Genomic DNA, 23,935 nt, shown 5'->3' on the forward strand with positions numbered 1-23,935 from the left:
TCAGCATCCTATGCTATTAAGATTCATTCCACATAGTGGCTGCTTGCTCATCTGAATCACGGGCTTCAACCCAATTATTGCCTTGCTCACCAGCTTCTAGTTTCCAAAATGGTGCTTTGGTTTTTAAAAAGTCGATTAAGAACTCACAGGCTGCAAAAGCGGCTTTACGGTGGGCACTGGTAACACCGATAAACACGATTTGCTCACCAAGCTCCATACGGCCAACACGGTGAATAATTGTGACATAATTCAGCGGCCAGCGAGCATAGGCTTGCTCAGCCAGTTGCACTAATACCGCTTCAGTCATGCCAGGGTAATGCTCAAGGGTGAGATCAGTCACTGCGCTGCCGTCATTAAAGTCACGCACTTTACCGGCAAAGGTCACCACTGCGCCATCACTGTTATCTTGTGCAATAGCGGCGTACTCATCGGCGACATTAAAGTCTTCGGTTTGCACTCTCACCACTTGTTTAGTATTCACTTGGCTCATGGTTAGCCTCCAGTGACAGGTGGGAAAAAGGCCACTTCATCGCCATCTTTAACCGCTGCATCCCATGAACTCATGGTTTGATTAACGGCAACTAATAATTTATCTGAGGTGAGTACTTTAGCCCACTTTTCATCTTTAGCGGCTAGGGCTGCACGTAATTGTTCAGTATTGCTAACGCCATCAGCAGCAACTTCTACTTTAGCGGTGCCGAGTAACTCTCTTACTTGTGCAAAAAAAAGGACCTGGATCATGTCAATCTCTCGTCTTTCAAAATTTTAAAATGGCTAATATTTTATCTTTATAGCTGATGTTGCTAACTCGCATTGATAACTAGCGTGATAGTGCTAGTTAAGCGCTGCCGGCTAATCTTCAGCTTGGAAATGACCTGATTTGCCGCCACGTTTTTCAAGTAAACGTACTTGGGAAATGATCATGTCTTTTTGCACCGCTTTACACATATCGTAAATGGTTAATGCAGCGACTGAGGCAGCTGTTAATGCTTCCATTTCAACGCCCGTCTTACCTGATAACTTACATAAGCTGGTGATCCTGACGCGATTAAGTTCTGGCTGCGCTTCAAGGTCTACTTCCACTTTGGTCAGCATTAATGGATGACATAATGGGATCAGATCTGAGGTCTTTTTCGCGGCTTGGATACCGGCAATACGCGCAGTAGCAAACACATCACCTTTATGGTGACTACCGCTCATGATCATCTCTAACGTACTTGGCGCCATATCAATAAAGGCTTCGGCGCGAGCTTCACGCTCAGTGATATTTTTTTCTGTGACATCAACCATGTGGGCATTGCCATCGGCATTGATATGGGTAAAACAATTGCTCATGCTAACTTGCCTTATAGAATCTTGAGAGTAAAAAATTATTCAAATATAAGTAAACCGCAGCAGCTTAACCGCCAATAGAGGCTAAGTGCTTGGTGACACCCGTGATACCTTGGTGGAGATAATGGGTTTCTTTTTTCTGGGCTAATTGGCCATGTAAGCGCTCAATTAACTCGGCGCGCTGAGACTCGTGTTGCAATAAGTCACGTAAGTCCAGACCGGTTTCGGTAAATAAACACAAATGCAATTTACCTTTGGCCGACACTCGTAAACGGTTACAGCTGGCACAGAAGTTCTTCGCATAAGGCATGATAAGCCCTATACGACCTTGGTAATCTGGGTGACTGAAATTTTGCGCAGGACCATCATCTACATCAGGAAGATCATATAACCAACCTTCTGACTCAAGTTTTAACTTAATATCGAGTCCAGCTAGATGATGAGCGTTGAAATAATCATGGCCTAAGCCTGTTTCCATCAGTTCGATAAAACGCAAATCAATCGGCGTATTCTTTATCCACTGTAGAAAACGGGGCAAATCTTTATCATTAAGCCCTTTGAGTAAGACTGCATTGATTTTGATTCGCTCAAAACCTGCATCAAGTGCAGCATCAATGCCACGCATGACTTCATCAAATTTGTTCTCACCAGTGATTTGATAAAACATCTTAGGATCTAAGCTATCAACCGACACATTGATGCGTCTAAGTCCGGCGTCATACCATTCTTTGGCATTTTTCTCGAGACGATAGCCATTAGTGGTGGTAGCAATGGTTTTGATATTGTCATTGTCTGCAACGATACGAATGATATCTGTGAAATCTTTACGTAAGGTTGGCTCACCACCGGTGATGCGGATTTTTTGGGTGCCTACTTCACCAAAAGCTGCCACTAAATTTTCAATTTCATTTAACGCGAGAAACTTAGGTTTGCCATCAGGTCTGTAACCATCTGGGAGGCAATAGGTGCATTTGAAGTTACAAACATCAGTGACTGACATTCGCAAATAGTGAAACCTTCGACCGAAACTGTCTTGTAATTGGGACATGTTAACCTTTCCAAGTGTGGGAGGTAAGCGCATTTCTTTGCTGACCCCGGTGGCATAATTACCACGGCTAAATATCCATATCTGTGGACGTAGGACATAAAGCTCGGAGAACCGTCAGACTTAATTATAGGCCTAAATTCGCTCGAATCAGTATCTTTTTATGACATTTTGTCCCAGTTAGTCAAAAATCTGTAAATATTTGCGAGCCAGCTCACGAGCTTAAAATCTCACTTGCTACTGTGACCTTTAGCAATTTTAAGGTAAGGTGAGTAAAACAAAAAAATAACAAACCCGCCAAAAAACGGGAAATTAAGAACTAAGGTGAAATGATGGAACGCGAATCAATGGAATTCGACGTAGTTATCGTTGGTGCTGGCCCTGCCGGACTCGCGACTGCTTGTCGATTAATGCAAATATCACAAGATGCAGGCAAGGAAATGACTGTCTGCGTGGTTGAGAAAGGATCTGAAGTCGGCGCTCATATTCTGTCCGGTGCCGTATTTGAACCAACGGTATTGGATGAGCTATTCTCTGATTGGCGCGATTCAGACATTCCACTTAATACTAAAGTCTCTCACGATGAAATCTACCTATTGAGCTCTGATAGTAAATCGCAGTTGATGTCCAATAGCTTAGTGCCAAAAACCATGCACAATGATGGCAACTACATCATCAGTGTCGGTAACCTCGCTCGCTGGTTAGCTGAGCGCGCTGAAGCATTAGGGGTAGAAATTTTCCCTGGTTTTGCGGCCAGTGAGGTACTTTACAATACCGATAATAGCGTTAAAGGTATTTTAATTGGCGATATGGGTGTTGGCATTGATGGTCAGCCTAAAGACAGCTATATGCCGGGCATGGAACTTCACGCTAAATACACGGTGTTTTCAGAAGGTTGTCGTGGTCATTTAGGTAAAGAGTTAATTGCAAAATATCATCTAGATAATGGTAAAACGCCACAGCATTACGGCTTAGGCTTTAAGGAAATGTGGAAAATCCCTGCTGAACAGCATCAGCAAGGTAAAGTGGTACACACAGGTGGCTGGCCCTTAAATGATGGTGCATCTGGCGGCGGCTTTCTATACCACATGGAAGATAACCAAGTGGCAGTTGGACTGATTATCGACCTTAACTATAAAAACCCTCACATCAGTCCGTTCGATGAATTTCAGCGTTATAAACAGCATCCGGTTATCGCACAAACTTTATCGGGTGGTGAGCGTATTACTTATGGCGCAAGAGCAATTGCAAAAGGTGGGCTTAACTCATTACCTAAAATGAGCTTTCCTGGCGGCTTATTAATTGGTTGTGATGCAGGTACGCTAAACTTTGCCAAAATTAAAGGCACCCATACCGCAATGAAGAGCGGTATTGTCGCTGCAGAAACCTTAGCGGAAGCATTAATGGCTGGGGTTGAAGCAGGTAAAGATTTAGATTGTTTCCAAACGCGCATAGAAAAAAGCTGGCTCCATGAAGAGCTGGTTAAATCTCGCAATTTTGGCCCTGCTTTACATAAGTTTGGTACTTACCTTGGCGGTGCATTTAACTATATCGACCAAAACTGGTTCGGCGGTAAATTTCCAATCACCTTACGTGATGAAGCTCCAGATCATGCAGAAATGGGCTTAGCTAAAGACTTCAAAGAAATTCAGTACCCTAAACCTGATGGCAAATTAAGTTTCGATAAATTATCGTCAGTTTACCTATCTAATACTTACCATGAAGAAGATCAGCAGTGTCATTTACATTTAAAAGACCCTTCGATCCCTATCGCGGTAAACCTAGTTAAGTTCAACGAGCCAGCCCAGCGTTACTGCCCTGCTGGCGTGTATGAAGTGGTTACCGACGGCGCTGAAAACAAGTTTGTGATTAATGCGCAAAATTGTATTCACTGCAAAACATGCGACATTAAAGATCCAAGTCAAAATATCACTTGGGTCACCCCTGAAGGTGGCGGTGGTCCAAACTACCCGAACATGTAATCTTTATTTAGATGTGTTTCAGCCACTAAAAAGCCGCATATAAACAATGCGGCTTTTTGTTGCAAGCAATATAGGCTCTAAATGATTTTCAACGTCATTACTTTATGAAGTTAATCGTTAATGGATAGCGATATGCGATACCTTCGCCTGCCCTGATAATGGCAATAATGGTACAAATGATATCCATCAACCCTAAAAGAATAAGCAATATAAAGCCAATACCAATAAAGGCTAAAATAGAACTGACGATGGCATAAATGAGTAAGCTCAATTTAAAGTTGAGACAGTTTTTCCCGCACTCATCAACAAATTTAAATTCATCACGTTTCATCAACCACACGATTAGTGGTCCAATAATGCTGCCCAGTGGAATAATATAACCAGCAAAACTTGCCGCATACACCAACAAGCCCATATTACGTGCTTCTTTTTCTACTGTATCCACTGAGTCACTCATGATTTTCCCTATTATTTATATTACTGATTTAATTTTGATGTCGCTGTTTCTAGTTTTGCGCTGGCCCATATAAACGGTAATGCCAGTTCTCTATTGTTTGCGTTTGAATTCGTTTTTGTAAGCTAGCAACCCAAGTTTGCGCTAACCCTTCACAGTGCAACAGAGTCGAATATTGTTCGATATTCACTTCTGCTAGAAAGTAAATTTTCATCGCCTCAGCAATAGAGATATTCGATTTTCGCTCGACTAAATAAATGCTATCACCAGCGTTAATTTCACCTTGTTGCAAGACTTTATAAAACCAACCACACATCGCAGTTTGTTGCATAGCAAGGGCAAATTGAGGGTGACCAAACTGTAAGTTAAGCTTAAAACAGGGCGAACGAGGCTGGGTGACTTGCAATAGCGTAGTGCCAATTTGAATAATATCGCCAATATTGACCTGTGATTCATCTAAGCCAACGCTACTGATATTTTCGCCCATGGCAGGCGCATCTTTAAAACCTGCCATTAAATCCCAACGACGATATTGGCCATAATGCTCTCGAGGAAAGTGATGCAGTACCCGATCGCTGCCGCCATGATGCTGTGGATCTGCTTGGCCATCGCCTGTTACGCCCAGCTTGGAGACGATAAGGGTTTGGGCGAGTTGTTTATTGTTAATGCCACTATCAATAAGGTGCTTCTGATCACCAAGAGCACTAACTTGTTCTCCTTGATATAAGGCGGAAATTTTTTTAACCAGCAACTGAGCATCCATGAGCAGTAACTCTTAATTAACAAGGGATTGGATTATTTAAGAATATAGCAGGCTTATAGCAGTGCTTACTATAGAGAATTTTCAAAGCGCATTTTTAGCCCTAACACAAAAGAGCGATGCTAAACAAAAAGCCCCTGCAAATGGGGAGATTGCAGGGGCATAAATCTTTCAAATTACATTGGGCATTAACGTATCCCAGAAATGGAAGAAACTTTTTCAACAAAAAGCCATATAAAGCATCCTGTTCAATAAGTTACCTTGTCATAATAATCGTCTCACATGACAGAACAAGGACACTTTTATGATAAAAATATGACCTGAGGCGACAGTAAAATGATAACTAACAGCAATTAGCCAAAAATATTCGCCCACTATTTAAACTGAGTTAATTTCAGTTACTCACTATGTTTTTTTGATTGAAGATAATGCTGCAGCGCATCTCCTGGGACTGAGCTGGCAGTAGCCACGGCAATGGCGGCCCATCTTGCCCCTTCTTCCATGGCTTGGGTAATGGTTTTTTGCTGGCATAAATAATGGATTAAGCCTGCGGCAAAGGCATCTCCAGCCCCTGTAGTATCTAACACTTGCGCTGTTACTGCTGGTACATGAAACTGTTCATTGGCACTATAGGCTATCGCCCCATTCTCGCCATCGGTGACCACAAAGTATTGCAATGACTCACCGGCAATTTTAGCGGCAAAATCCCACTTATTGTCATCACAGCGGCCATGCATATCGGTAATTGAAGCAATTAAAATATGGCATGGTCGTACCCGCTCATCTTTAGCTAACTGCGATACGACCAAGCAATGATCAAGGGCTGATGCGGTCCATTGACTAATGCCTTTAGCTGATGAGTTAGTGTATAGCGCATCCCATTGTTGCCAGTTTGGCGGCGTGCTTAGTTCAAATAGGGGTCTTTGTGGGCGGATAATAGTGCGTTCACCATCGGGCGTCATCACCAATAACATTTCACAGGTTGCGCCATCAAAGCGTTCCACTAAGCGGCAATCTAGCCCCTTGGTGCTGGCTTGAGCCAAAATCCAATTACCTATCTTGTCAGAGCCCACTTGGCTCACTAACGAGACATTGTGCCCAGCCCATACCAAACCGATGCCGGTATTAGCACCACCGCCACCGAGCCGTAAGCCGCCATCTTGATAATGAAAGCGACCTCCGGTTTGCAGCGGTTTATCTAATTCCAGTAAGCGGTCACAGTTAATGTTGGCAAGCAGTAAAATATTAGCCATAGCGGTCTCTTTTAACAATCCAATGTCCAATGCACCAAAATCATCATGATAAAAATGACGAGGATGGTGGGACAGTGATGATGCATTCAAAATCAGTATACTGCAAATAACAAAAAAGGCAGTGACCATGGTCACTGCCTTTCATTAACTTATTTCTCAAGCTTGGGGCGCTTACATATCAGCGGCTTGCAAGGGTTTACGTAATTGAGCGCGAACATTATCCATGCCTGAATAAAATTCTTTCATCATCAATAAGCCCATCATTTTACCGTTATCGGTCCAAATGAGGTTATCAGGATCGTTCGGGTCATTTTTAATTGCACCTATGGCTCTCATTGAGGCCATTTCTTTAAACAATGCGGTATCTAAGTTAACGCCGAAGGTTTCACGGAAATACTTACGTGATAAACGACCAGAGAACATGCCCAGTAAGAAGCGATATTGCATCACTTCTTTCTTGCCATATTGCTTTTGTTGCTCGACACCCATTTTGCCATTGGCAATGCGCTCTTGGTATTTTTTAAGCGAGAAGGTATTCACGTATAAGGTGTCATCTAAGAAACTAAATGAACCTGAACCTACGCCTAAGTATTCATCATAATCAATAACATACTCATCAAAGCCTTCGTTCTGCGCTTTACCAAATGCCCAACCTGATAGCTGAGTATATTGACCATTTAAGGTATTAAGAATTTGACGATACTGACGGGCCATATCACCATGAGGAGCGGCTAATTTACCCTTAACACTCTTACGTGTTTGGTGAGTAATCATCAATGGATAAGTGGTGATTTGACGAGGGTCTAGCTTAGATGCCATATCTAAATCATGCTGAATAACTTCATCTGTTTGACCGCGGAAACCAAAAATCAAATCAACATTGATAATCGGGAACAGCTCTTTTGCCGCCATAATTTTATCAAATGTTTGCTGACCGGTACCGAATTTCTCAATGCGGTCTGTCATCGCTAAAATGTCATCATTAAAGCTTTGCACACCAATAGACATACGATCGACTAAGCCTTCTAACTGCTTAAAGCCAGGGCTGTCTAAGTGCTGAGGATCGGATTCACACGATACCTCTTTAATATTCGGGAATAGGGTTTTAGCATGCTCGATGGTACGAGCCAATTCATCTTCTAATACCGTGGTGGTGCCACCACCGATATACATAGATTCAAAGTCATAGCCGAGGTTTTTAACCATATCCATTTCTTTTCGTAAAGAAACGAAATAGCGACGAGCTTTATCTTCATTAAATAAGAAACGATGGAAAGTACAGTATGAACACAAGGTATGACAAAAAGGCACATGCGCATACAGCATGTATTTTTTACCTTCTACTGGTGCTGGCATCATTTCCGCTGAAACCGTGTCTAAACGCAAATTACGATCGACGTAAAATTGCATCACTTTTTCCATAGCACTGATCATCCAATCTGGCGTGGTGATATTGGCCTGATAAGGTGATTGAATAATTTTATCTGATGGGCGGATAATGGATGACATAACAATTCCTATTTAAAAAAGGGTCACGCAAGCAACACTTACAAGCTGCAAGTCAAGCAGGATACTCTGATTCATGCAGCTAGAATGTTAACTATCTAGAAGTTGTCGATTAATAACAACCATATGAGTTGATTTTTACCATCGAGATCACAAATTAGCATTCATTAAACAATCAACTTCTAATGTAAAATATCACTTTGTTAACACTAAGGAAAACTATTGTTGCGGACATGTACTTTACGGCTCAGGTACAAAAACACCCCCAAAACCGAAGTTGTTGGAGGTGTTTTTCACTATGGAGAGTAATCTATAAGACTAATTAGTCTTTATATTTTAGTTCGCCATTAGCTTTAATTTCATCATACCAAAGGTTGTGATGTTGTTTCGCCCACTGCTCATCACAGTAGCCTGAAACCATACAATCCATACCACCTTCTGACATAGCGGTTGCCATGAAGATATGCACGATAGAAAAAGCACAGATTACGATAGCGCTCACTGAGTGAGTAACTAGTGCAATCAAACTTAAGGTACGGCTTGGTTCAAATAAGTTCGGGAATAGTAATAACATTCCTGATACTGAGATGATTAAACCAAATAATGCGAATGCCCAAAACCACAGTTTTTCACCAGCATTAGCAAAGCCCGCATCTGGATGCTTGCCTTTAAATGGACCGAAATTGATGTAACCACCAACAACCATCATCCATTTAATATCGTACATTTTTGGCATTTGGTTTTTAGCCCAAAGCCCAACCATTAACGCCCAACCCAACATGAATGGGATAGCCATATAATCGTGAACTTCTTTAGCAATGTAGACTAAGCTAGACCACATTCCTTCACTAATATACGGTTGGAAGAAATAACGGCCAGCCAATAGTACTAAACCTGTCAATATCAATAACATACATGGAATCGCACCAAGCCAATGAATTGATACATCAAATTTAGACCAACGATATACCATCTTTCCGGTGAAACCACCGTGCAGTTTTGAAATACCGTTTATTTTCATAAATAGTACAAAGATGATAATCATACCAAATAATGACGCTAGTAAAGCAGGCGCTAGCAAGTCACTACGAAGTTGAAATACACGCAAATCATAAGTATTGATTGGCTGTGCATGGAACTCACTGGTTGAAGTAGTGCGACCTTCTACACCGTCTTTAAGCTGTGCCCATAATTGCGCATTGCCATCTTGAACGGTTAGAGACTCTTCAACATTTCCACTTGCGTGGGCGAAGGTCATGACACTGAACATCAGTGCGATAACAACGCCAATTTGTTTGAACCACTTGTTCATATTACATCCTCTATGCTATTCGATGCCTAGGTTGCCCTAGGCATCATAGCTAAGCTGACTAACACGCTTGGAGATTAACCCCAAACACCTTTGTTAGCTCCGCGGTATGCAACACGCTCGCGGAAGATAGCAGAAACGATTTCTGCATCACCTGCAAGCAGTGCTTTGGTTGAACAAAGCTCAGCACACATTGGAAGTTTACCTTCAGCGACACGGTTAGCACCATATTTCTGACGCTCTTCATTAGAGTGATCAGCTTCTGGGCCACCAGCACAGAAAGTACACTTGTCCATCTTACCGCGAGCACCAAAAGCGCCGCCTTGAGGGAACTGAGGCGCTCCGAATGGACATGCATATAAACAGTAACCACAACCGATACAAGTATCTTTGTCGTGCAGTACGATACCATCATCAGTTTTGTAGAAACAGTTTGCAGGACATACTGCCATACAAGGTGCATCACTACAGTGCATACATGCCACTGAGATAGATGCTTCACCTGGCTCACCGTCATTAATCGTCACTACGCGACGACGTTGAATTCCCCACTCTAAAGCAGAGTCGTTTTCGTTTTTACAAGCTGTGACACAACCATTACATTCGATGCAGCGCTTGGTATCACATAAAAATTTCATTGTAGCCATTCGGCAATTCTCCTAGCTTAAACTGCTGTTACGCTTTCTCTACCTGACAAAGCGATGCCTTAGTTTCCTGCATTTGTGTCACAGGGTCATAACCGTAAGTCATTGCAGTGTTACAAGACTCACCTATTACGTAAGGAACAGTACCTTCTGGATAGTTAGGCGCTAAGCTTTCGCCATGCATAACACCCGCGAAGTGGTAAGGCATCCAAGTAACACCTGGTTTAACGCGTGGAGTAACCATAACTTTAATCTTAATACGGCCACCTTCAGCACCTTCTAACCACACAGTATCACCGTCACGTAGACTACGATCTGCGGCATCAGCAGGGTTCATTTCAACAAACATTTCTTGTTGAAGCTCTGCAAGCCAAGGGTTAGAACGAGACTCTTCACCACCACCTTCATACTCAACCAAACGACCAGAAGTCAGTACTAATGGGTACTTAGCTGACGTGTCTTTCTCTTGGATTGACTTGTAAAGAGTTGGTAAGCGATGTACTTGCATATCATCGTAAGTTGGGTACTTAGACACAAGATCACGACGAGATGTGTATAACGGCTCACGGTGAATAGGTACGATATCTGGGAAAGTCCAAACGATACAACGCGCTTTAGCGTTACCGAATGGAATACAACCGTGATTAATAGCAACACGTACGATGCCGCCTAGCAAATCAGTTTTCCAGTTTTTACCTTCAGCTGATGCTTTTTCTTCAGCTGTTAGTTCGTCCCACCAACCTAATTGCTTAAGCATTTGTGCAGAGAACTCTGGGTAACCATCAGTGATTTCAGCGCCTTTAGAGAAGCTGCCATTAGCAAGAATGTTCTCACCTTTGTATTCAACACCGTAACGTGCACGGAAGTTACCACCACCGTCTTTAACGTGTTTGCTTGTGTTATACAGGATTTGAGTACCAGGATGCTTCTGCTCTGGCGTACCCCAACAAGGCCAAGGTAAACCATAAGTTTCGCCTTTAGCAGGTCCGCCAGCAGCTTCAAGAGTCTTGTTGCTGAACGTGCCCCAGTTTTGAGTGTGCTCTTTGATACGCTCAGGGCTTTGACCTGTCATACCAATAGTCCACATACCGCGGTTGATTTCGCGAGTGATGTCTTCAATAACTAGGATGTCATTGGCATCTTTAGCGATACGTTTAGTGTATTGCTCTGCAAAACCAAGCTTTTGAGATAGACGGTACATGATCTCAAGGTCAGTTTTTGATTCGAATAAAGGCTCGATAACCTTTTCACGCCACTGCTGACTACGGCCAGAGTTAGATACTGAACCTTCAGTTTCGAACTGAGTCGCAGCTGGAAGCAAGTAAACACCGTTCTGACGACGATGCATAACACCCGCCATAGTTGGGAATGGATCCACAACAACAACTGTGTCCATCTTATCTAATGCATCACGCACTTCGCTTTGACGAGTTTCAGTGTTAACAGATTGACCCCAGAAGAATGCCATACGGATGTTGTCATTCTGCGCTAGTTTACCCTTCTCTTCTAACACACCATCGTGCCAGCGAGAACAAGGAATACCAGGAGTGGTCATTGGGTCGCGACCTAAGTAAGTACCTTGGTCGAAACGATTACTAACCCAAGATTTTTCAAGATCCCAAACGTTCGTCCAGTGATCCCAAGCGCCAGAAGTCAGACCGTAGTAACCTGGTAAGTTATCAAATAACAAACCTAAGTCAGTCGCACCCTGTACGTTATCGTGACCACGGAAAATGTTTGTTCCGCCGCCTTTAACACCCATGTTACCAAGGGCTAATTGAAGGATACAGTAAGCACGAGTGTTAGCATTACCTACGTGATGCTGAGTACCACCCATACACCAAACAACAGTACCTGGACGGTTATCTGCCATCATTTTCGCAGCTTGGTAAACTTCTTCTTCGCTACAGCCAGTTACATCAGCAACTTCTTTAGGCGGGAATTTTTTCACTTCTTCGCGAATTGATTCCATTTCGAAAACACGTTCTTTGATGAACGTCTTGTCTTCCCAACCATTTTCAAAGATGTGCCAAAGCATACCGTAGATGAATGGAATATCAGTACCAGGACGAAGACCACAATGTAGGTCAGCGTGCGCGGCAGTACGTGAGAAACGAGGATCAACAACGATGATTTTCGCGTTGTTTTTCTCTTTCGCTAATAAGATATGCTGCATTGCAACTGGATGCGCTTCAGCCGGGTTTGCACCGATGAAGAAGATTGCATTTGCATTCTGGATATCATTGAAAGAGTTAGTTTGCGCACCATAGCCCCAAGTGTTTGCAACACCAGCTACAGTGGTAGAGTGACAAATACGTGCAGAGTGATCGATGTTGTTTGTGCCCCACATAGCCGCAAATTTACGGTACATGTAACAACCTTCGTTCGAGAACTTAGCACTACCCATGAAGTAAACTGAATCAGGACCTGACTCTTCACGGATATCTTGCATCTTGTCGCCAACTTCGTTGTAAGCTTGCTCCCAAGATAGTTTCTTCCACTTGCCATCAACCAATTTCATTGGGTATTTAAGACGCTTCTCACCGTGACCATGTTCACGTAATGCAGCACCTTTAGCACAATGTCCACCAGCGTTAAATGGGTGATCGAATGCAGGTTCTTGACCTGTCCAAACGCCATTTTGTACTTCAGCGTATAAACCACAACCAACTGCACATGCAGAACATACAGTACGTTTGATTTCAGTTGGTGCATCATGAGCAATTTCTTTTGCTTCAGCTCGACGCATCATGCCAGTGCCCATTAATGAAGCAGCGGCGATACCACCAGTAGCAATACCTGCATTCTTCATAAATTGACGACGGTTGATACCGAGCGACTTGCTAGCAGCTTTAGGTGCTGCTGTAGACTTGCGAGTTAACTTCATCGCTTATTTCTCCTGAATTATCCGCGTAAGCTATCGTAGTAGCTACGAATATGCGCAGTTTCTTTGTAACCATTAGAACCTTTGATACTAATGTTACTCTCGGTTGCTTTTGCCACACTCACACCTGAAACAGCAATTGCTGCAGTAGCAGCGCTACCTACGGTGATGGCTTTCAGCAAAGATCTGCGGTTCAGATCAGGCTGTTGCTTCTTCATCTTTACTCCTGGGTTTAATACACATCTGCTTATCATGCAGATGCCCTCTTAGGCCTTTTTAGTTACCAAACACCATTGTTAATCAATAGTTAAGTGGATGAGCTAAAAAGGTAAAAACACATATAAATGAATCTAGTCCACAAATTTACGCCGCTAATATATAGAGAGAGAGGCTGAAATAATATGATCTAACACCTGTTCATTGGCCTAAAATAACCAATAAATAAAGAAAGCGTTAACTGGGTCATGTTTTCAAATCATGCCGTGTGAGAACAAGACTTTGGGGTGGGATTTTAGCTGCATTTACAATGTTAAATAATTTAACAAAGCGATTGAGTTAAAAGGATTTTTATACAGTTTTTGTCTAAATAAACACCACAGCAACCATATAACTTTTAGGACTTACAACCTGTACCTATAGTGCTTTTGGTTATTAAAATAACCAATAGTTAGCTGCCCACAAATCACTCAGTAAATATTAACAAGCAAGTTACTTTGTAGCATGAGTAGCACGCAGAAAGCGTCCAAGAAAATTCAGTAATAACTGCAATCAATAAGCCACTAAAATTGGTCCAAGTAGCTCTTGGAATAGCTGTTGGAATAGCGGCCTAAATTAAGCGATTTATTCGCCTGCTGCGAGCAATAAAATAGGTACTGACAAAACTACCCGTTCCGCCAACAGGCAGATATAAAAACACCTCAACAAGATAGACTCAGTTGAGGTGTTTTGAAAGTAATTAAGTGACTAAATCAGCAAAAGGCTAACTCACTATCACTTCTGATATTTTATCGAACCGTTAGCTTTGATTTCATCGAACCAAACATTGTGATGCTGCACTGCCCAATTTTCATCACAATAGCCTGAAACCATGGATTCCATACCACCTTCACTCAATGCTGTTGCCATCCAAATATGCACAATGGTAAATGCAATGAGAATCGCAGCACTAATGCCGTGAATAAGTAGCGCGGCCATTGAAGCTTCACGGGGTAAATCTAATCCCGGTAACACTAGCATGATGCCTGATACGCTGATAAAGAGGCCAAAGAACACTAATGTCCAAAACCACATTTTTTCACCGGCGTTGGCAAAACCACTATCTGGATGCTTACCTTTAAATGGACCGAAATTGATGTAACCACCAACCACTAAAAACCATTTTAAATCATACATCTTAAAGGTTTGCAGTGGCATCCACTTAACGATACTCAGTAACCAAGATACGATAAAGACTGGACCAACCCAATCATGCACTAGCTTGCAAAAGGCTATAATTCCAGCCCAAATACTCGCACCGACATAGGGCTGAATAACAATTTTACCTAGTATGATCACCAGACCAGTTAGCATTAACGTTAAACAGGCAACGGCCATAATCCAATGCAGCCAAATATCTGCTTTAGACCATCGCTCAACCATCTTGCCTGAATACCCCTTCGCCAATTTTGCTGGGCCATTAACAAAGTAGAATAGTAAAAATGCAGCAAATACACCTACGAGAGCTAACGCCACTCCGGGAGTAATATAGTCATCTCTGATTATTCGACCTTGATTGCCCGCAACATTAATCAGTACGCCGGGTTCAATACCTTGAGCTGTTGTAAAACCAGAATCGCCGGCTTTAACTGCTCGCCATAATTCAGCCGGGTTTTCCTTCCCTGCCTGCTGCTTACTTGATTGTTCATCTGCCGCTAAGGTTGTGGTTGCAAAACCTAACCCCATCACCAGAACCAACAGAGCAAACAAGCTACGCAGTGATTTGTTTAACTGTTTGTTTAACATTGTCACTCCTTGCTTGGTTACGGACAAAGCCCGTAACCTTTGCACTGTCTAAACCATATCACCCGTTTTAGGATCATAGCCCCAAATGGTATTCGGATTACCGCGCTTAGACATACGTTCGCGATAGATACTCGATACGATTTCGGCATCACCAGCAAGCAGGGCTTTAGTTGAACAAAGCTCAGCACACATAGGTAACTTACCTTCAGCAATACGGTTTGCACCGTACTTCTGACGCTCGGCATCGGAATGGTTTTCTTCTGGGCCACCGGCACAGAAAGTACATTTATCCATTTTACCGCGGCTACCAAATGCGGTCTTTTTCGGGAACTGTGGCGCTCCAAAAGGACATGCATAAAAACAGTAACCACAACCGATACAAGTATCTTTATCGTGTAGCACAATGCCATCGTCGGTTTGATAGAAACAATCCGCCGGACAAACGGCCATACAAGGAGCATCGGTACAATGCATACATGCAACAGAAATTGACGCTTCACCGGGTTCACCATCATTGATAGTAACCACGCGGCGACGCTGAATACCCCACTCTAAAGCGGAATCGTTTTCGTTCTTACAAGCTGTGACGCAACCGTTACACTCGATGCAGCGTTTTGTGTCACACAAAAATTTCATGACTGCCATAATGGCTTATCTCCTCATCAAGTTAATTAGGCTTTGCTGATCTGACACAAGCTAGACTTAGTCTCTTGCATCTGAGTCACAACATCATAACCATAGGTCATTACGGTATTGGCAGCTTCACCAATAATGTAAGGTACGGTTCCTTCAGGGTAATTTTTCTCTAGGCTCTTGCCTTCGAATACACCCGCGAAATGGTATGGCATGAAACATTCACCAGCAATGACTCGTGGAGTCACCATTGCTTTAACTGTGATTTTAGCGCCTTCTGGACTGTGAACGAATACATCATCACCATCACGTAAGCCGCGGTCGGCTGCATCAGCAGGGTTAATCTCAATAAACATTTCTTGCTGCAATTCTGCAAGCCATGGATTTGAGCGTGTTTCTTCACCACCACCTTCATACTCAACTAAGCGACCCGTAGTTACCGCTAATGGGAAGTCTTTAGCAAAGTCTTTTTCTTGAATAGACTTATACAGAGTTGGAAGACGTGCAACCATACGATCTTCGTAAGTTGGGTACTTAGCCACTAAGTCGCGACGAGGGGTATATAACGGCTCGCGATGAATCGGGATATCATCTGGGAAGTTCCACACAATACAACGTGCTTTGGCATTACCGTATGGGATACAACCGTGATTGATAGCAACACGTTGAATACCACCAGAAATATCTGTTTTCCAGTTTTTACCTTCAGCGTGAACTTTCTCTTCAGCAGTTAAGTCATCCCACCAGCCAAGCTGTTTCAGCATGTCAGCGGTGAACTCTGGGAAACCGTCTTTGATTTCAGATCCTTTTGAATAAGAACCTTCAGCAAGAATATTATTACCGTTATGCTCAACACCGTAACGTGCACGGAAGTTACCACCACCATACTTAACTTCACGTCCAGTGCGGTAAAGAATTTGCGTACCTGGATGTTTGTTTTCTGGCGTACCCCAACAAGGCCAAGGTAAACCGTAGGTTTCACCTTTAGCTGGACCACCTGGCGCTTCTAAGCTTTCCATATCGAATGTGCCCCAGTTTTCTTGGTGCATTTTCAAACGCTCAGGGCTCTGGCCAGTGTAACCAATGGTCCACATACCTTTGTTGAACTCACGGGTCATATCTTCAATCAACGGCTCATCGCCATTAACTTTAATATGCTTACAGAACTCAGCATCGATACCCCATTTTTTCGCCAGCTTGTACATGATAATGTGGTCAGCTTTTGACTCAAATAATGGTTCGATAACTTGTGAGCGCCACTGCAGTGAACGGTTTGAAGCAGAGACTGAACCGTATGTTTCAAACTGAGTTGCAGCAGGTAATAAATACACACCGTCAGTTCGTTCGTGCATGACACCTGCCATCGTTGGGAATGGGTCCACAACAACAACTGTATCCATTTTGTTCAATGCTTCACGCACTTCACGACCACGGGTTTCAGTATTGACTGATTGCCCCCAGAAGAATGACATACGAATATTATCTTTCTGCGCAATCTTAGATTTGTCTTCAAGGACACCATCATGCCAGCGAGAACATGGAATACCCGTTGAAGTCATTGGATCTTGACCTAGACGTTGCTCTTGATCGAAACGGGCTTTAACCCACTCGTAATCCAAGTCCCATACATTACACCAATGTTTCCATGAACCTGTTTTAAGGCCATAGTAACCTGGCAATGTATCAAACAATAAGCCAAAGTCAGTTGCACCTTGAACGTTATCATGGCCACGGAAGATGTTAGTTCCACCACCAGAAACACCCATATTACCAAGGGCTAATTGGAGGATACAGTATGCACGAGTGTTAGCATTACCTATGTGATGCTGAGTCCCACCCATACACCAAACCACAGTACCAGGCTTAGTTTCAGCCAGTAACTTGGCGACACGATGCATCTGCGCTTCAGGCACGCCAGCAACATGTTCAACTTCGGCAGGGGTCCACTTTTTCACTTCCTCACGGATACGTTCCATACCGTATACACGTTGGTCGATGAATGTTTGGTCTTCCCAACCATTTTCAAAAATGTGCCACAACAAACCATAAATGTAAGGAATATCCGTACCAGGACGAATATGCACGAACTCGTCAGACTTAGCTGCAGTTCGAGTGAAACGCGGGTCGACTACGATAATTTTCGCGCCGCGCTCTTTACCTTCAAGGATGTGTTGCATTGAAACCGGATGAGCTTCACAAGGGTTCGAACCGATAAACATCATCGCTTTCGAGCTACGCATGTCGTTAAAAGAGTTTGATTGCGCACCGTAGCCCCAAGTGTTTGCAACACCGGCTACAGTGGTAGAGTGACAAATACGTGCAGAGTGGTCGACATTGTTGGTGCCCCACATTGCTGCCAATTTGCGGTACATATAAGCTTGTTCGTTTGAAAACTTCGCACTACCCATGAAAAATACTGAATCAGGACCAGATTCTTGACGAATATCGAGGGCTTTTTGACCCACTTCTTCAATGGCTTGCTCCCAAGAAAGTTTCTTCCATTTGCCTCCTTCTAGCTTCATTGGGTATTTAAGACGTTTTTCACCATGACCATGTTCACGCAGTGCAGCACCTTTGGCGCAATGGCCACCAGCGTTAAATGGGTGATCGAATGCAGGTTCTTGACCTGTCCATACACCATTTTGCACTTCAGCATAAATACCACAGCCCACTGAGCAGTGAGAACAAATAGTACGTATCACTTCAGTCGGCGCATCGTAAGCAACATCTTTTGCTTCAGCTTTACGCATCATTCCGGCGCCCAGCATTGAAGCGGCAGCAATACCACCTGTAGCAAGGGTTGCAGACTTCAAAAATTGGCGACGATTGAGTCCAAGTGCAGGTTTATCTGCGACTTTGACTGCTTCTGTTTTGCGGGTTAATCGCATCACATATTCTCCTTAAATTACTTGCTACTACGTAATGTGTCGTAATAACTACGTACATGGTCTGTTTCTCTATAACCATCACTTTTACCTACAACGGGTGTAGCTTCTGGTGAGGCGGCAAGAGCTTGTCCGCTAACAGTGGCAACTGCGCCAGCGGCACTGCCGACAGCCAATGCTTTTAGCATTTGACGACGACCCATGTCGGAAGCTTGCTTCTTCATAGTCTCTCCTTAATTTAACGCGTGTTATAAGAGTAAAATTACTCTCTGTTTTTATGGAAGTTGCCTTCCTTTTCAGTCTATGCCACAGAGTCAAACTCTGTGGCATAAATCTTTGCACCAACAGCCTAAAAATTACCTAAGAGGCAAGTTCATTGGTTGATGGTTCAATCTTGTCTGCTTCATCAGCAGCAGTTTTTTCGGCTTCAGAACCTGGGCAATTAACTGGAATATCTAAGCTTAGTTGCTCAAACTCATTGGCTTCAATGATGAAAAATGCTTTTGCTAGCTGCGCCACAGGCACATAAAACGCTGCACTCGGTGTTTTCTCTAAGGTGTCACAAAAGCGCGCAATCCAGCTGCCAATATGGCGCTGATAAAATGCTAATTGACGATAACCTGGCGCCTCTAAAATCAAGGTACCCATCACTTCACATAATGCTGCAACATGATCTTCTGGCTCTTTAACGTCTTCTTCGCGAGCAAAACCTAATTGCATTAAATCTTGGCGTAACAGTGCTAATGGCTTATCCATTAACGAGCCTGTCATAAACCAGCTGCCGTATGGCAATACTTCACCACGGCCAACACCGAAGAAAATATTGAAGTATTCTTCTTCAAGTTGCTCTTGTGTGTACTGGGTCGCAGCTGCCTTTAGCGCCAGCCAAGCCGTGCTCATGTCGTTATCATCTTCAGCTTCTGTTTCTATTTCGATGTCAGCTAAAAATGACAGCAGTTCTTCACTCGGATGGCGACGTAGTAATGCAGCTAATAATTGGTAAATATCTGCCCGTAGCTGATCGTTTTCTGAAATTTCTCTAACTAATTCGGTCATATTGGATCTCTTATCGAAGTTGCTTCTCTGGGTCTTCAAGAATGTCTTCAAACATATCTTTTACGCGGCAATCACCACACATTTTTAGGCGCTCAATATTGGCGTTAAATGCAGAATGTCCACCAATCATATCGATCATTCTATGAACCATCGATTGTGTAGCAAAAGCGGTTCCGCAACGAATACACTCGAACGGAGGCTCTTCTTTTAACGTTTGACGCTGCTGACGTGCTGCTTGGTCCAAATTGATTTGCGGCGTTAAGCTAATCACGTTTTCAGGACAAGAGGTTTCACATAAACCACATTGCACACAGTCTTGCTCTACAAAATGCAGTGACGGTGATTCACCACCATCGGTTAATGCTTGTGTTGGGCAGGTTGCTACACAAGACATACACAAGGTACATTTATCAACTTCGACGTTAACTACACCGTAAGGCACATTACTCATTGCAATGGCACTATCAGTCGCTGCTGCTTGTTCATTTAAATGATCAATTGCAGCGTATAATGTTTCGCGCTTGGTGCTTGGCGTGAACGCAGCAGGTACGATTAATGGCCAATCTAGGCTGATAGCCAGTTTGTCACTCAACGACGTTAGTGTTTGAGTATCAATTAAGCTAATGCGTTGAGGTTGGCCCATTTCATCTAGAATACTATTAGCTAATATTAGTTCACCATTTAACATTTGCGTTAACGTGGGTGCTGTCGCGTCAGTATTAAGGATCAATACCTGACGTGCGCCCCATGCTAATGCTGACATCCAATGATCAATGCTAGCAACCGTGATTTCTTCCAGCTCAACTGGAATGATGTCACCCACTAGATCTGCGGTAATGTGCTCTGCACCAACGGCACCGTCATGGAATAAGATGACAGGGGCAGCTTGTGCTTGCTCAAGGTAACGACTAACCAGTTTTTGAATATAGCTATGAAGTGCTTGTGGCGTTGGTAAATCAAATGCGATAGCCCCTGTAGGACAAGCATTAGTACAACTACCCGCACCATGACAAAGGTAAGGATCAATTTCGATTTTTTGTTCGATGCTACTAATTGCATCAGCAGGGCAGAAGTTTAAACAGCGATTACAGCCATTGACGCCATTACGGTTATGAGCACAGATATCACTGTTCACTTTCACATAACGTGGCTTATCAAATTCACCAACTAAATCTGGAATTTGCTCCAGCGCATCAGCTAATTTATCTGCATCTTGACCGACATAGAAATAACCTGGTGGTAGCATTTCAAGGTTAAGACATGGCGACATGCTCAGGTCTAAAACCATATCAAAATGCGGCTTACGAATAGCAACAAGACTTAACTCAGTCGCCGCTTGGTTTTCACCCGCGCCTTCATTCTCAACGGTTACCTGAAACTGACCTAAAAAGCCTTTAACAGAAATAAGTTTGTTGTAATAGCTTTCGCTATTTACTGCAGCGTTCATTACCGCTTCAAGATGAGCTTCATCTTGGCTGGTAATGGCTTCATTTGCCAAAATAACCGTATTGGCCATGGTTGACAGTTTATCCGCAGCTAATCGGGCCAAATCTTCTGGGCCGATGACTAACACATTGCCTTCAGTCGTATAACTGACTGTTGGCGGGATCAAGTTTTGGATCACTTGAGTCTGTGCTAATACCTGCTGGCGAACTTGTTTTAGTTCTAGCGGGGTTTGACTATTGCTCACATTGCGTTCCTGAACAGTTTTTTAACGCTTAGGTGATTTATCAGGGCTGCAAATCCATTTTGTATTTAAACATTTATTTAAATACATCAGCTTAAAATGATAAACAAAACACCTTATACGCTAAATAGTGGACTAAAATTTTTAACTACACACTAAGCCTTAGCGCTACTTGAAGCCGTTATAGCTTCTTCATCAACCATTCCCAGAACATCACTCTGGTCTTGGTTGGTATCTAAGTCAGTGGCAGACACGATTTCGCTCTTATCATTTAATACTGGTGAGGCATCAGTTGTATCAACAACTGTGTCATCATCCTCACGAGCAAGTAACTCTTGCTCTTCCGTTTCTTCTTTGTCTTTTACGACGTTACGGAAGACTTTTTTGGCTAATTCAGCCGAAACTTCGGCAGACAATTTAGGTTGATTACTGTAATCAAGGGCGTACTCGAGTAAGCCGTCGATTTCATTGTATTGGGGTTGTTTCCACAGTGCTTTTAACGCTGCTGATTTCGCTTGAGGTGATACATTCGCCCCCATAAACGAAGCAAAACTGCCTCCAACTTCAATTTTTTCGGGATCCGGTAAATCTTCAGCTTCAAGGATCTTCTCAGGCTGAGGCGCTTCTTGTATGGCATCCTCAGTGGAAGAGTCAGCAAGGCTTTCTTCCTCTGCCGCCACACTCTTTTGCTGCAGTTCAGTCTCACGAGCAGCTTCAGCTTCAACTTGCTCACGACGCTCAGTCCAACGAGAGAAAAAACCTTTCGAATTATTGCTCATTAATGTCTCCGAAGGTGATCTGTGCTAGGGCCAGTATCCTTTCGGCGGTTCACATGCTTACGGCGTTTAGCTGATATTTCAACTTCGCCATGACGGGTGATGAAAGCTTCAACCCAACATGCCAGTGCTTCTGGCATTGGGATATTCAGCACTGGGGTTTCAGACTCCAAACAGGCTGCGGCAATATTTTGGTCTGCAGAGATAGCAGCAGGAACCCAAGTGCCATCCGATAACTCATCACAAACGATATATAACATGGTGTTATCCATGTCTAAATTTATCCGGTAACTGCCACGTTCATCTTTATAAAGTTGAAACAATATTAATTTGGCCCCTTCAGGTGCCTCATGAGTCGCAGGAACCATTTGTTCCACTTCCCAAGTGATTGAGGGCCAACGCCCCATCATTTTTTCGACTTTTCTAAGCGAAACATACATAGGCCAAACATTTTCAGTGTGTTGCATACAAGCCTTGCCCTTAAAACATAAATCCACAAGAAATAAATAAAATATATATTAACAACGACTTAAAAGTTGCTCTTGATTATTTTTAGAAGCTAAAAACCACTTTATTTCTCTTAACTAATCAGTACACTGCAAAAATAGTGCCAGATAAATAAGAACAAAAAGCTAGATCCAGATCTCCTAATTACCACTAAGAGTAGGACAATTTGTCTATATTGCTAATTATACTAGGACATAAGGCTACGTTAATTAGTCGTTGCTGATTAACATCAGAGTTAGATCACGCATTTACAAACTACATTGCCGCCTCGGGAATAAAAGTTGCTATGCTGATAGTTAATTAGTTTTCATTACCATCCTCACTACCGAGCTAGTTAACTATTTCAGAGGCCACACTTTCAATGACCCAATCAAATGCTAATAAATCGCTAAAACTGGTCAAAACCAATGCTGAAGTTCCCCTTACAATTGCAGTTAAAGCAATTAATGAGCAAGGAGAGAGTGTTGATAAATTCGTGGCCTGTGAAAGACCATTAACGGTATATTTGAACTGGCAACCCATAGTGACCTTAATGACCTTGGGCGCAAAACCTGAGTCATTAGCTTTGGGTTACTTGAAAAATCAGGGCTTTATTAACGATGCCAGCTTACTTGAATCAATTATCGTCGATTGGGATGTTAACTCTGCAGCCATTTTGACTAAAGAGCAAACAGCTGATTTAGATAAACAATTATCTGAAAAAACCGTCACTTCAGGTTGCGGTCAAGGTACTGTTTACGGTGGTTTCATGCAAGGGCTCGATGATATAAAGCTGCCAACGCCCCAATTACAACAATCAACCTTATATAGCCTGCTAAAAAACATTAGTGCTTATAATGAAACCTACAAAAATGCCGGTGCCGTCCATGGTTGCGGCATTTGTAAAGACGACCAAATTTTAGCTTTCATTGAGGATGTTGGCCGCCATAACGCGGTTGATACCCTCGCGGGCGACATGTGGCTTGAAGGTGAAAATGGGCACGATAAGATTTTCTATACCACTGGCCGTTTAACCTCTGAAATGGTGATAAAAATTGCCAAGATGGGTATACCAGTATTGTTATCACGCAGTGGTGTCACTCAGATGGGGTTAGAACTAGCTCAAAAGTTGGGGATCACTATTATTGCCAGAGCCAAGGGGCGTCACTTCTTGGTTTACCACGGCGCAGAAAATATTGAATTTGATGCGATGAAAGTTTAGCGTTACCTATTAACGCAAAC

22 protein-coding genes and 1 riboswitch are annotated in these 23,935 nt (G+C 43.0%); of the genes, 2 read left to right on the plus strand and 20 right to left on the minus strand.

Annotated features, from left to right (window positions below):
- Positions 1-16: 16 nt before the first annotated feature.
- The 4 genes from moaE to moaA form a co-directional block, all read right to left on the minus strand.
- Positions 17-490 carry a molybdopterin synthase catalytic subunit MoaE gene (gene moaE / locus Q4533_RS11425; RefSeq protein WP_303502762.1) on the minus strand — a complete coding sequence of 158 codons (474 nt, stop codon included), beginning with the start codon at positions 488-490 and terminating at the stop codon, positions 17-19.
- Positions 491-492: 2 nt separating this feature from the next.
- Positions 493-741 carry a molybdopterin synthase sulfur carrier subunit gene (gene moaD, locus Q4533_RS11430; RefSeq protein WP_076541374.1) on the minus strand — a complete coding sequence of 83 codons (249 nt, stop codon included), beginning with the start codon at positions 739-741 and terminating at the stop codon, positions 493-495.
- Between the two features lie 111 nt (positions 742-852).
- Complete coding sequence (moaC, locus tag Q4533_RS11435) at positions 853-1,335, minus strand: cyclic pyranopterin monophosphate synthase MoaC (protein ID WP_102476471.1); 483 nt, start codon at positions 1,333-1,335, stop codon at positions 853-855.
- Positions 1,336-1,399: 64 nt separating this feature from the next.
- Complete coding sequence (gene moaA / locus Q4533_RS11440; protein WP_102476472.1) at positions 1,400-2,380, minus strand: GTP 3',8-cyclase MoaA; 981 nt, start codon at positions 2,378-2,380, stop codon at positions 1,400-1,402.
- Positions 2,368-2,501: riboswitch (molybdenum cofactor riboswitch) on the minus strand. (Overlaps the previous gene by 13 nt.)
- A gap of 208 nt (positions 2,502-2,709) precedes the next feature.
- Here moaA and Q4533_RS11445 point away from each other — a divergent pair.
- Positions 2,710-4,359, plus strand: a complete 1,650-nt coding sequence (locus Q4533_RS11445; protein ID WP_102435984.1) for an electron transfer flavoprotein-ubiquinone oxidoreductase — start codon at positions 2,710-2,712, stop codon at positions 4,357-4,359.
- Between the two features lie 97 nt (positions 4,360-4,456).
- Here the strand turns inward: Q4533_RS11445 and Q4533_RS11450 are convergent, their stop codons facing one another.
- The 16 genes from Q4533_RS11450 to Q4533_RS11525 all read right to left on the minus strand — a co-directional run bounded on the left by Q4533_RS11450 (position 4,457) and on the right by Q4533_RS11525 (position 22,674).
- Complete coding sequence (locus Q4533_RS11450) at positions 4,457-4,816, minus strand: DUF4870 domain-containing protein (RefSeq protein ID WP_102435982.1); 360 nt, start codon at positions 4,814-4,816, stop codon at positions 4,457-4,459.
- Positions 4,817-4,865: 49 nt separating this feature from the next.
- Positions 4,866-5,576, minus strand: coding sequence for an MOSC domain-containing protein (locus tag Q4533_RS11455; RefSeq protein WP_303502763.1), 711 nt, complete (start codon positions 5,574-5,576; stop codon positions 4,866-4,868).
- Between the two features lie 395 nt (positions 5,577-5,971).
- On the minus strand, positions 5,972-6,826 hold the full coding sequence (locus Q4533_RS11460; RefSeq protein ID WP_303502791.1) for a PfkB family carbohydrate kinase: 855 nt from the start codon (positions 6,824-6,826) through the stop codon (positions 5,972-5,974).
- A gap of 171 nt (positions 6,827-6,997) precedes the next feature.
- Positions 6,998-8,335 carry a coproporphyrinogen III oxidase family protein gene (locus Q4533_RS11465; RefSeq protein ID WP_303502764.1) on the minus strand — a complete coding sequence of 446 codons (1,338 nt, stop codon included), beginning with the start codon at positions 8,333-8,335 and terminating at the stop codon, positions 6,998-7,000.
- Positions 8,336-8,654: 319 nt separating this feature from the next.
- Positions 8,655-9,644, minus strand: a complete 990-nt coding sequence (locus Q4533_RS11470) for a formate dehydrogenase subunit gamma (protein ID WP_303502765.1) — start codon at positions 9,642-9,644, stop codon at positions 8,655-8,657.
- Between the two features lie 74 nt (positions 9,645-9,718).
- A complete protein-coding gene (fdh3B, locus tag Q4533_RS11475) occupies positions 9,719-10,288 on the minus strand; it encodes a formate dehydrogenase FDH3 subunit beta (protein ID WP_303502766.1) in 570 nt (189 codons plus the stop codon).
- Positions 10,289-10,316: 28 nt separating this feature from the next.
- On the minus strand, positions 10,317-13,172 hold the full coding sequence (locus tag Q4533_RS11480; RefSeq protein WP_303502767.1) for a formate dehydrogenase subunit alpha: 2,856 nt from the start codon (positions 13,170-13,172) through the stop codon (positions 10,317-10,319).
- 17 nt (positions 13,173-13,189) lie between these two features.
- A complete protein-coding gene (locus Q4533_RS11485; RefSeq protein ID WP_102435971.1) occupies positions 13,190-13,387 on the minus strand; it encodes a twin-arginine translocation signal domain-containing protein in 198 nt (65 codons plus the stop codon).
- A 772-nt stretch (positions 13,388-14,159) separates the two neighbouring features.
- The gene (locus tag Q4533_RS11490; RefSeq protein WP_303502768.1) at positions 14,160-15,170 is read right to left on the minus strand and encodes a formate dehydrogenase subunit gamma; all 1,011 of its coding nucleotides are present in this window, start codon (positions 15,168-15,170) and stop codon (positions 14,160-14,162) included.
- 48 nt (positions 15,171-15,218) lie between these two features.
- Positions 15,219-15,815 (minus strand): formate dehydrogenase FDH3 subunit beta, encoded by a 597-nt coding sequence (gene fdh3B, locus Q4533_RS11495; RefSeq protein WP_102435967.1) that lies wholly within the window; start codon positions 15,813-15,815, stop codon positions 15,219-15,221.
- Positions 15,816-15,841: 26 nt separating this feature from the next.
- On the minus strand, positions 15,842-18,691 hold the full coding sequence (locus tag Q4533_RS11500) for a formate dehydrogenase subunit alpha (RefSeq protein WP_303502769.1): 2,850 nt from the start codon (positions 18,689-18,691) through the stop codon (positions 15,842-15,844).
- A 17-nt stretch (positions 18,692-18,708) separates the two neighbouring features.
- A complete protein-coding gene (locus tag Q4533_RS11505; RefSeq protein WP_102435964.1) occupies positions 18,709-18,912 on the minus strand; it encodes a twin-arginine translocation signal domain-containing protein in 204 nt (67 codons plus the stop codon).
- A gap of 136 nt (positions 18,913-19,048) precedes the next feature.
- Entirely contained in the window at positions 19,049-19,744 is a 696-nt protein-coding gene (locus tag Q4533_RS11510; protein ID WP_102435962.1) for a molecular chaperone, read from the minus strand.
- A gap of 10 nt (positions 19,745-19,754) precedes the next feature.
- Positions 19,755-21,434 carry a 4Fe-4S binding protein gene (locus tag Q4533_RS11515; RefSeq protein ID WP_303502770.1) on the minus strand — a complete coding sequence of 560 codons (1,680 nt, stop codon included), beginning with the start codon at positions 21,432-21,434 and terminating at the stop codon, positions 19,755-19,757.
- Between the two features lie 152 nt (positions 21,435-21,586).
- Positions 21,587-22,210, minus strand: a complete 624-nt coding sequence (locus tag Q4533_RS11520; protein ID WP_102435958.1) for a DUF3306 domain-containing protein — start codon at positions 22,208-22,210, stop codon at positions 21,587-21,589.
- The gene (locus Q4533_RS11525; RefSeq protein WP_076541409.1) at positions 22,210-22,674 is read right to left on the minus strand and encodes a DUF3305 domain-containing protein; all 465 of its coding nucleotides are present in this window, start codon (positions 22,672-22,674) and stop codon (positions 22,210-22,212) included. The genes Q4533_RS11520 and Q4533_RS11525 overlap by 1 nt, the downstream gene beginning before the upstream one ends.
- 401 nt (positions 22,675-23,075) lie before the next feature.
- Here Q4533_RS11525 and Q4533_RS11530 point away from each other — a divergent pair, with 401 nt between their 5' ends.
- Positions 23,076-23,915 carry a formate dehydrogenase accessory sulfurtransferase FdhD gene (locus Q4533_RS11530; protein ID WP_102435956.1) on the plus strand — a complete coding sequence of 280 codons (840 nt, stop codon included), beginning with the start codon at positions 23,076-23,078 and terminating at the stop codon, positions 23,913-23,915.
- Positions 23,916-23,935: the final 20 nt, after the last annotated feature.

It is taken from the genome of Shewanella sp. 6_MG-2023, from assembly GCF_030547195.1.
Lineage (GTDB): Bacteria > Pseudomonadota > Gammaproteobacteria > Enterobacterales > Shewanellaceae > Shewanella.

Coding starts and splice junctions, on each gene's coding strand:
- Q4533_RS11490 (WP_303502768.1), bottom strand. CDS start 15,170: ATGTTAAACAAACAGTTAAACAAATCACTGCGTAGCTTGTTTGCTCTG.
- moaA (WP_102476472.1), bottom strand. CDS start 2,380: ATGTCCCAATTACAAGACAGTTTCGGTCGAAGGTTTCACTATTTGCGA.
- moaC (WP_102476471.1), bottom strand. CDS start 1,335: ATGAGCAATTGTTTTACCCATATCAATGCCGATGGCAATGCCCACATG.
- Q4533_RS11485 (WP_102435971.1), bottom strand. CDS start 13,387: ATGAAGAAGCAACAGCCTGATCTGAACCGCAGATCTTTGCTGAAAGCC.
- Q4533_RS11460 (WP_303502791.1), bottom strand. CDS start 6,826: ATGGCTAATATTTTACTGCTTGCCAACATTAACTGTGACCGCTTACTG.
- Q4533_RS11530 (WP_102435956.1), top strand. CDS start 23,076: ATGACCCAATCAAATGCTAATAAATCGCTAAAACTGGTCAAAACCAAT.
- fdh3B (WP_102435967.1), bottom strand. CDS start 15,815: ATGGCAGTCATGAAATTTTTGTGTGACACAAAACGCTGCATCGAGTGT.
- Q4533_RS11450 (WP_102435982.1), bottom strand. CDS start 4,816: ATGAGTGACTCAGTGGATACAGTAGAAAAAGAAGCACGTAATATGGGC.
- Q4533_RS11510 (WP_102435962.1), bottom strand. CDS start 19,744: ATGACCGAATTAGTTAGAGAAATTTCAGAAAACGATCAGCTACGGGCA.
- Q4533_RS11525 (WP_076541409.1), bottom strand. CDS start 22,674: ATGCAACACACTGAAAATGTTTGGCCTATGTATGTTTCGCTTAGAAAA.
- moaD (WP_076541374.1), bottom strand. CDS start 741: ATGATCCAGGTCCTTTTTTTTGCACAAGTAAGAGAGTTACTCGGCACC.
- moaE (WP_303502762.1), bottom strand. CDS start 490: ATGAGCCAAGTGAATACTAAACAAGTGGTGAGAGTGCAAACCGAAGAC.
- Q4533_RS11465 (WP_303502764.1), bottom strand. CDS start 8,335: ATGTCATCCATTATCCGCCCATCAGATAAAATTATTCAATCACCTTAT.
- Q4533_RS11470 (WP_303502765.1), bottom strand. CDS start 9,644: ATGAACAAGTGGTTCAAACAAATTGGCGTTGTTATCGCACTGATGTTC.
- Q4533_RS11505 (WP_102435964.1), bottom strand. CDS start 18,912: ATGAAGAAGCAAGCTTCCGACATGGGTCGTCGTCAAATGCTAAAAGCA.
- Q4533_RS11520 (WP_102435958.1), bottom strand. CDS start 22,210: ATGAGCAATAATTCGAAAGGTTTTTTCTCTCGTTGGACTGAGCGTCGT.
- Q4533_RS11445 (WP_102435984.1), top strand. CDS start 2,710: ATGGAACGCGAATCAATGGAATTCGACGTAGTTATCGTTGGTGCTGGC.
- fdh3B (WP_303502766.1), bottom strand. CDS start 10,288: ATGGCTACAATGAAATTTTTATGTGATACCAAGCGCTGCATCGAATGT.
- Q4533_RS11480 (WP_303502767.1), bottom strand. CDS start 13,172: ATGAAGTTAACTCGCAAGTCTACAGCAGCACCTAAAGCTGCTAGCAAG.
- Q4533_RS11500 (WP_303502769.1), bottom strand. CDS start 18,691: ATGCGATTAACCCGCAAAACAGAAGCAGTCAAAGTCGCAGATAAACCT.
- Q4533_RS11455 (WP_303502763.1), bottom strand. CDS start 5,576: ATGGATGCTCAGTTGCTGGTTAAAAAAATTTCCGCCTTATATCAAGGA.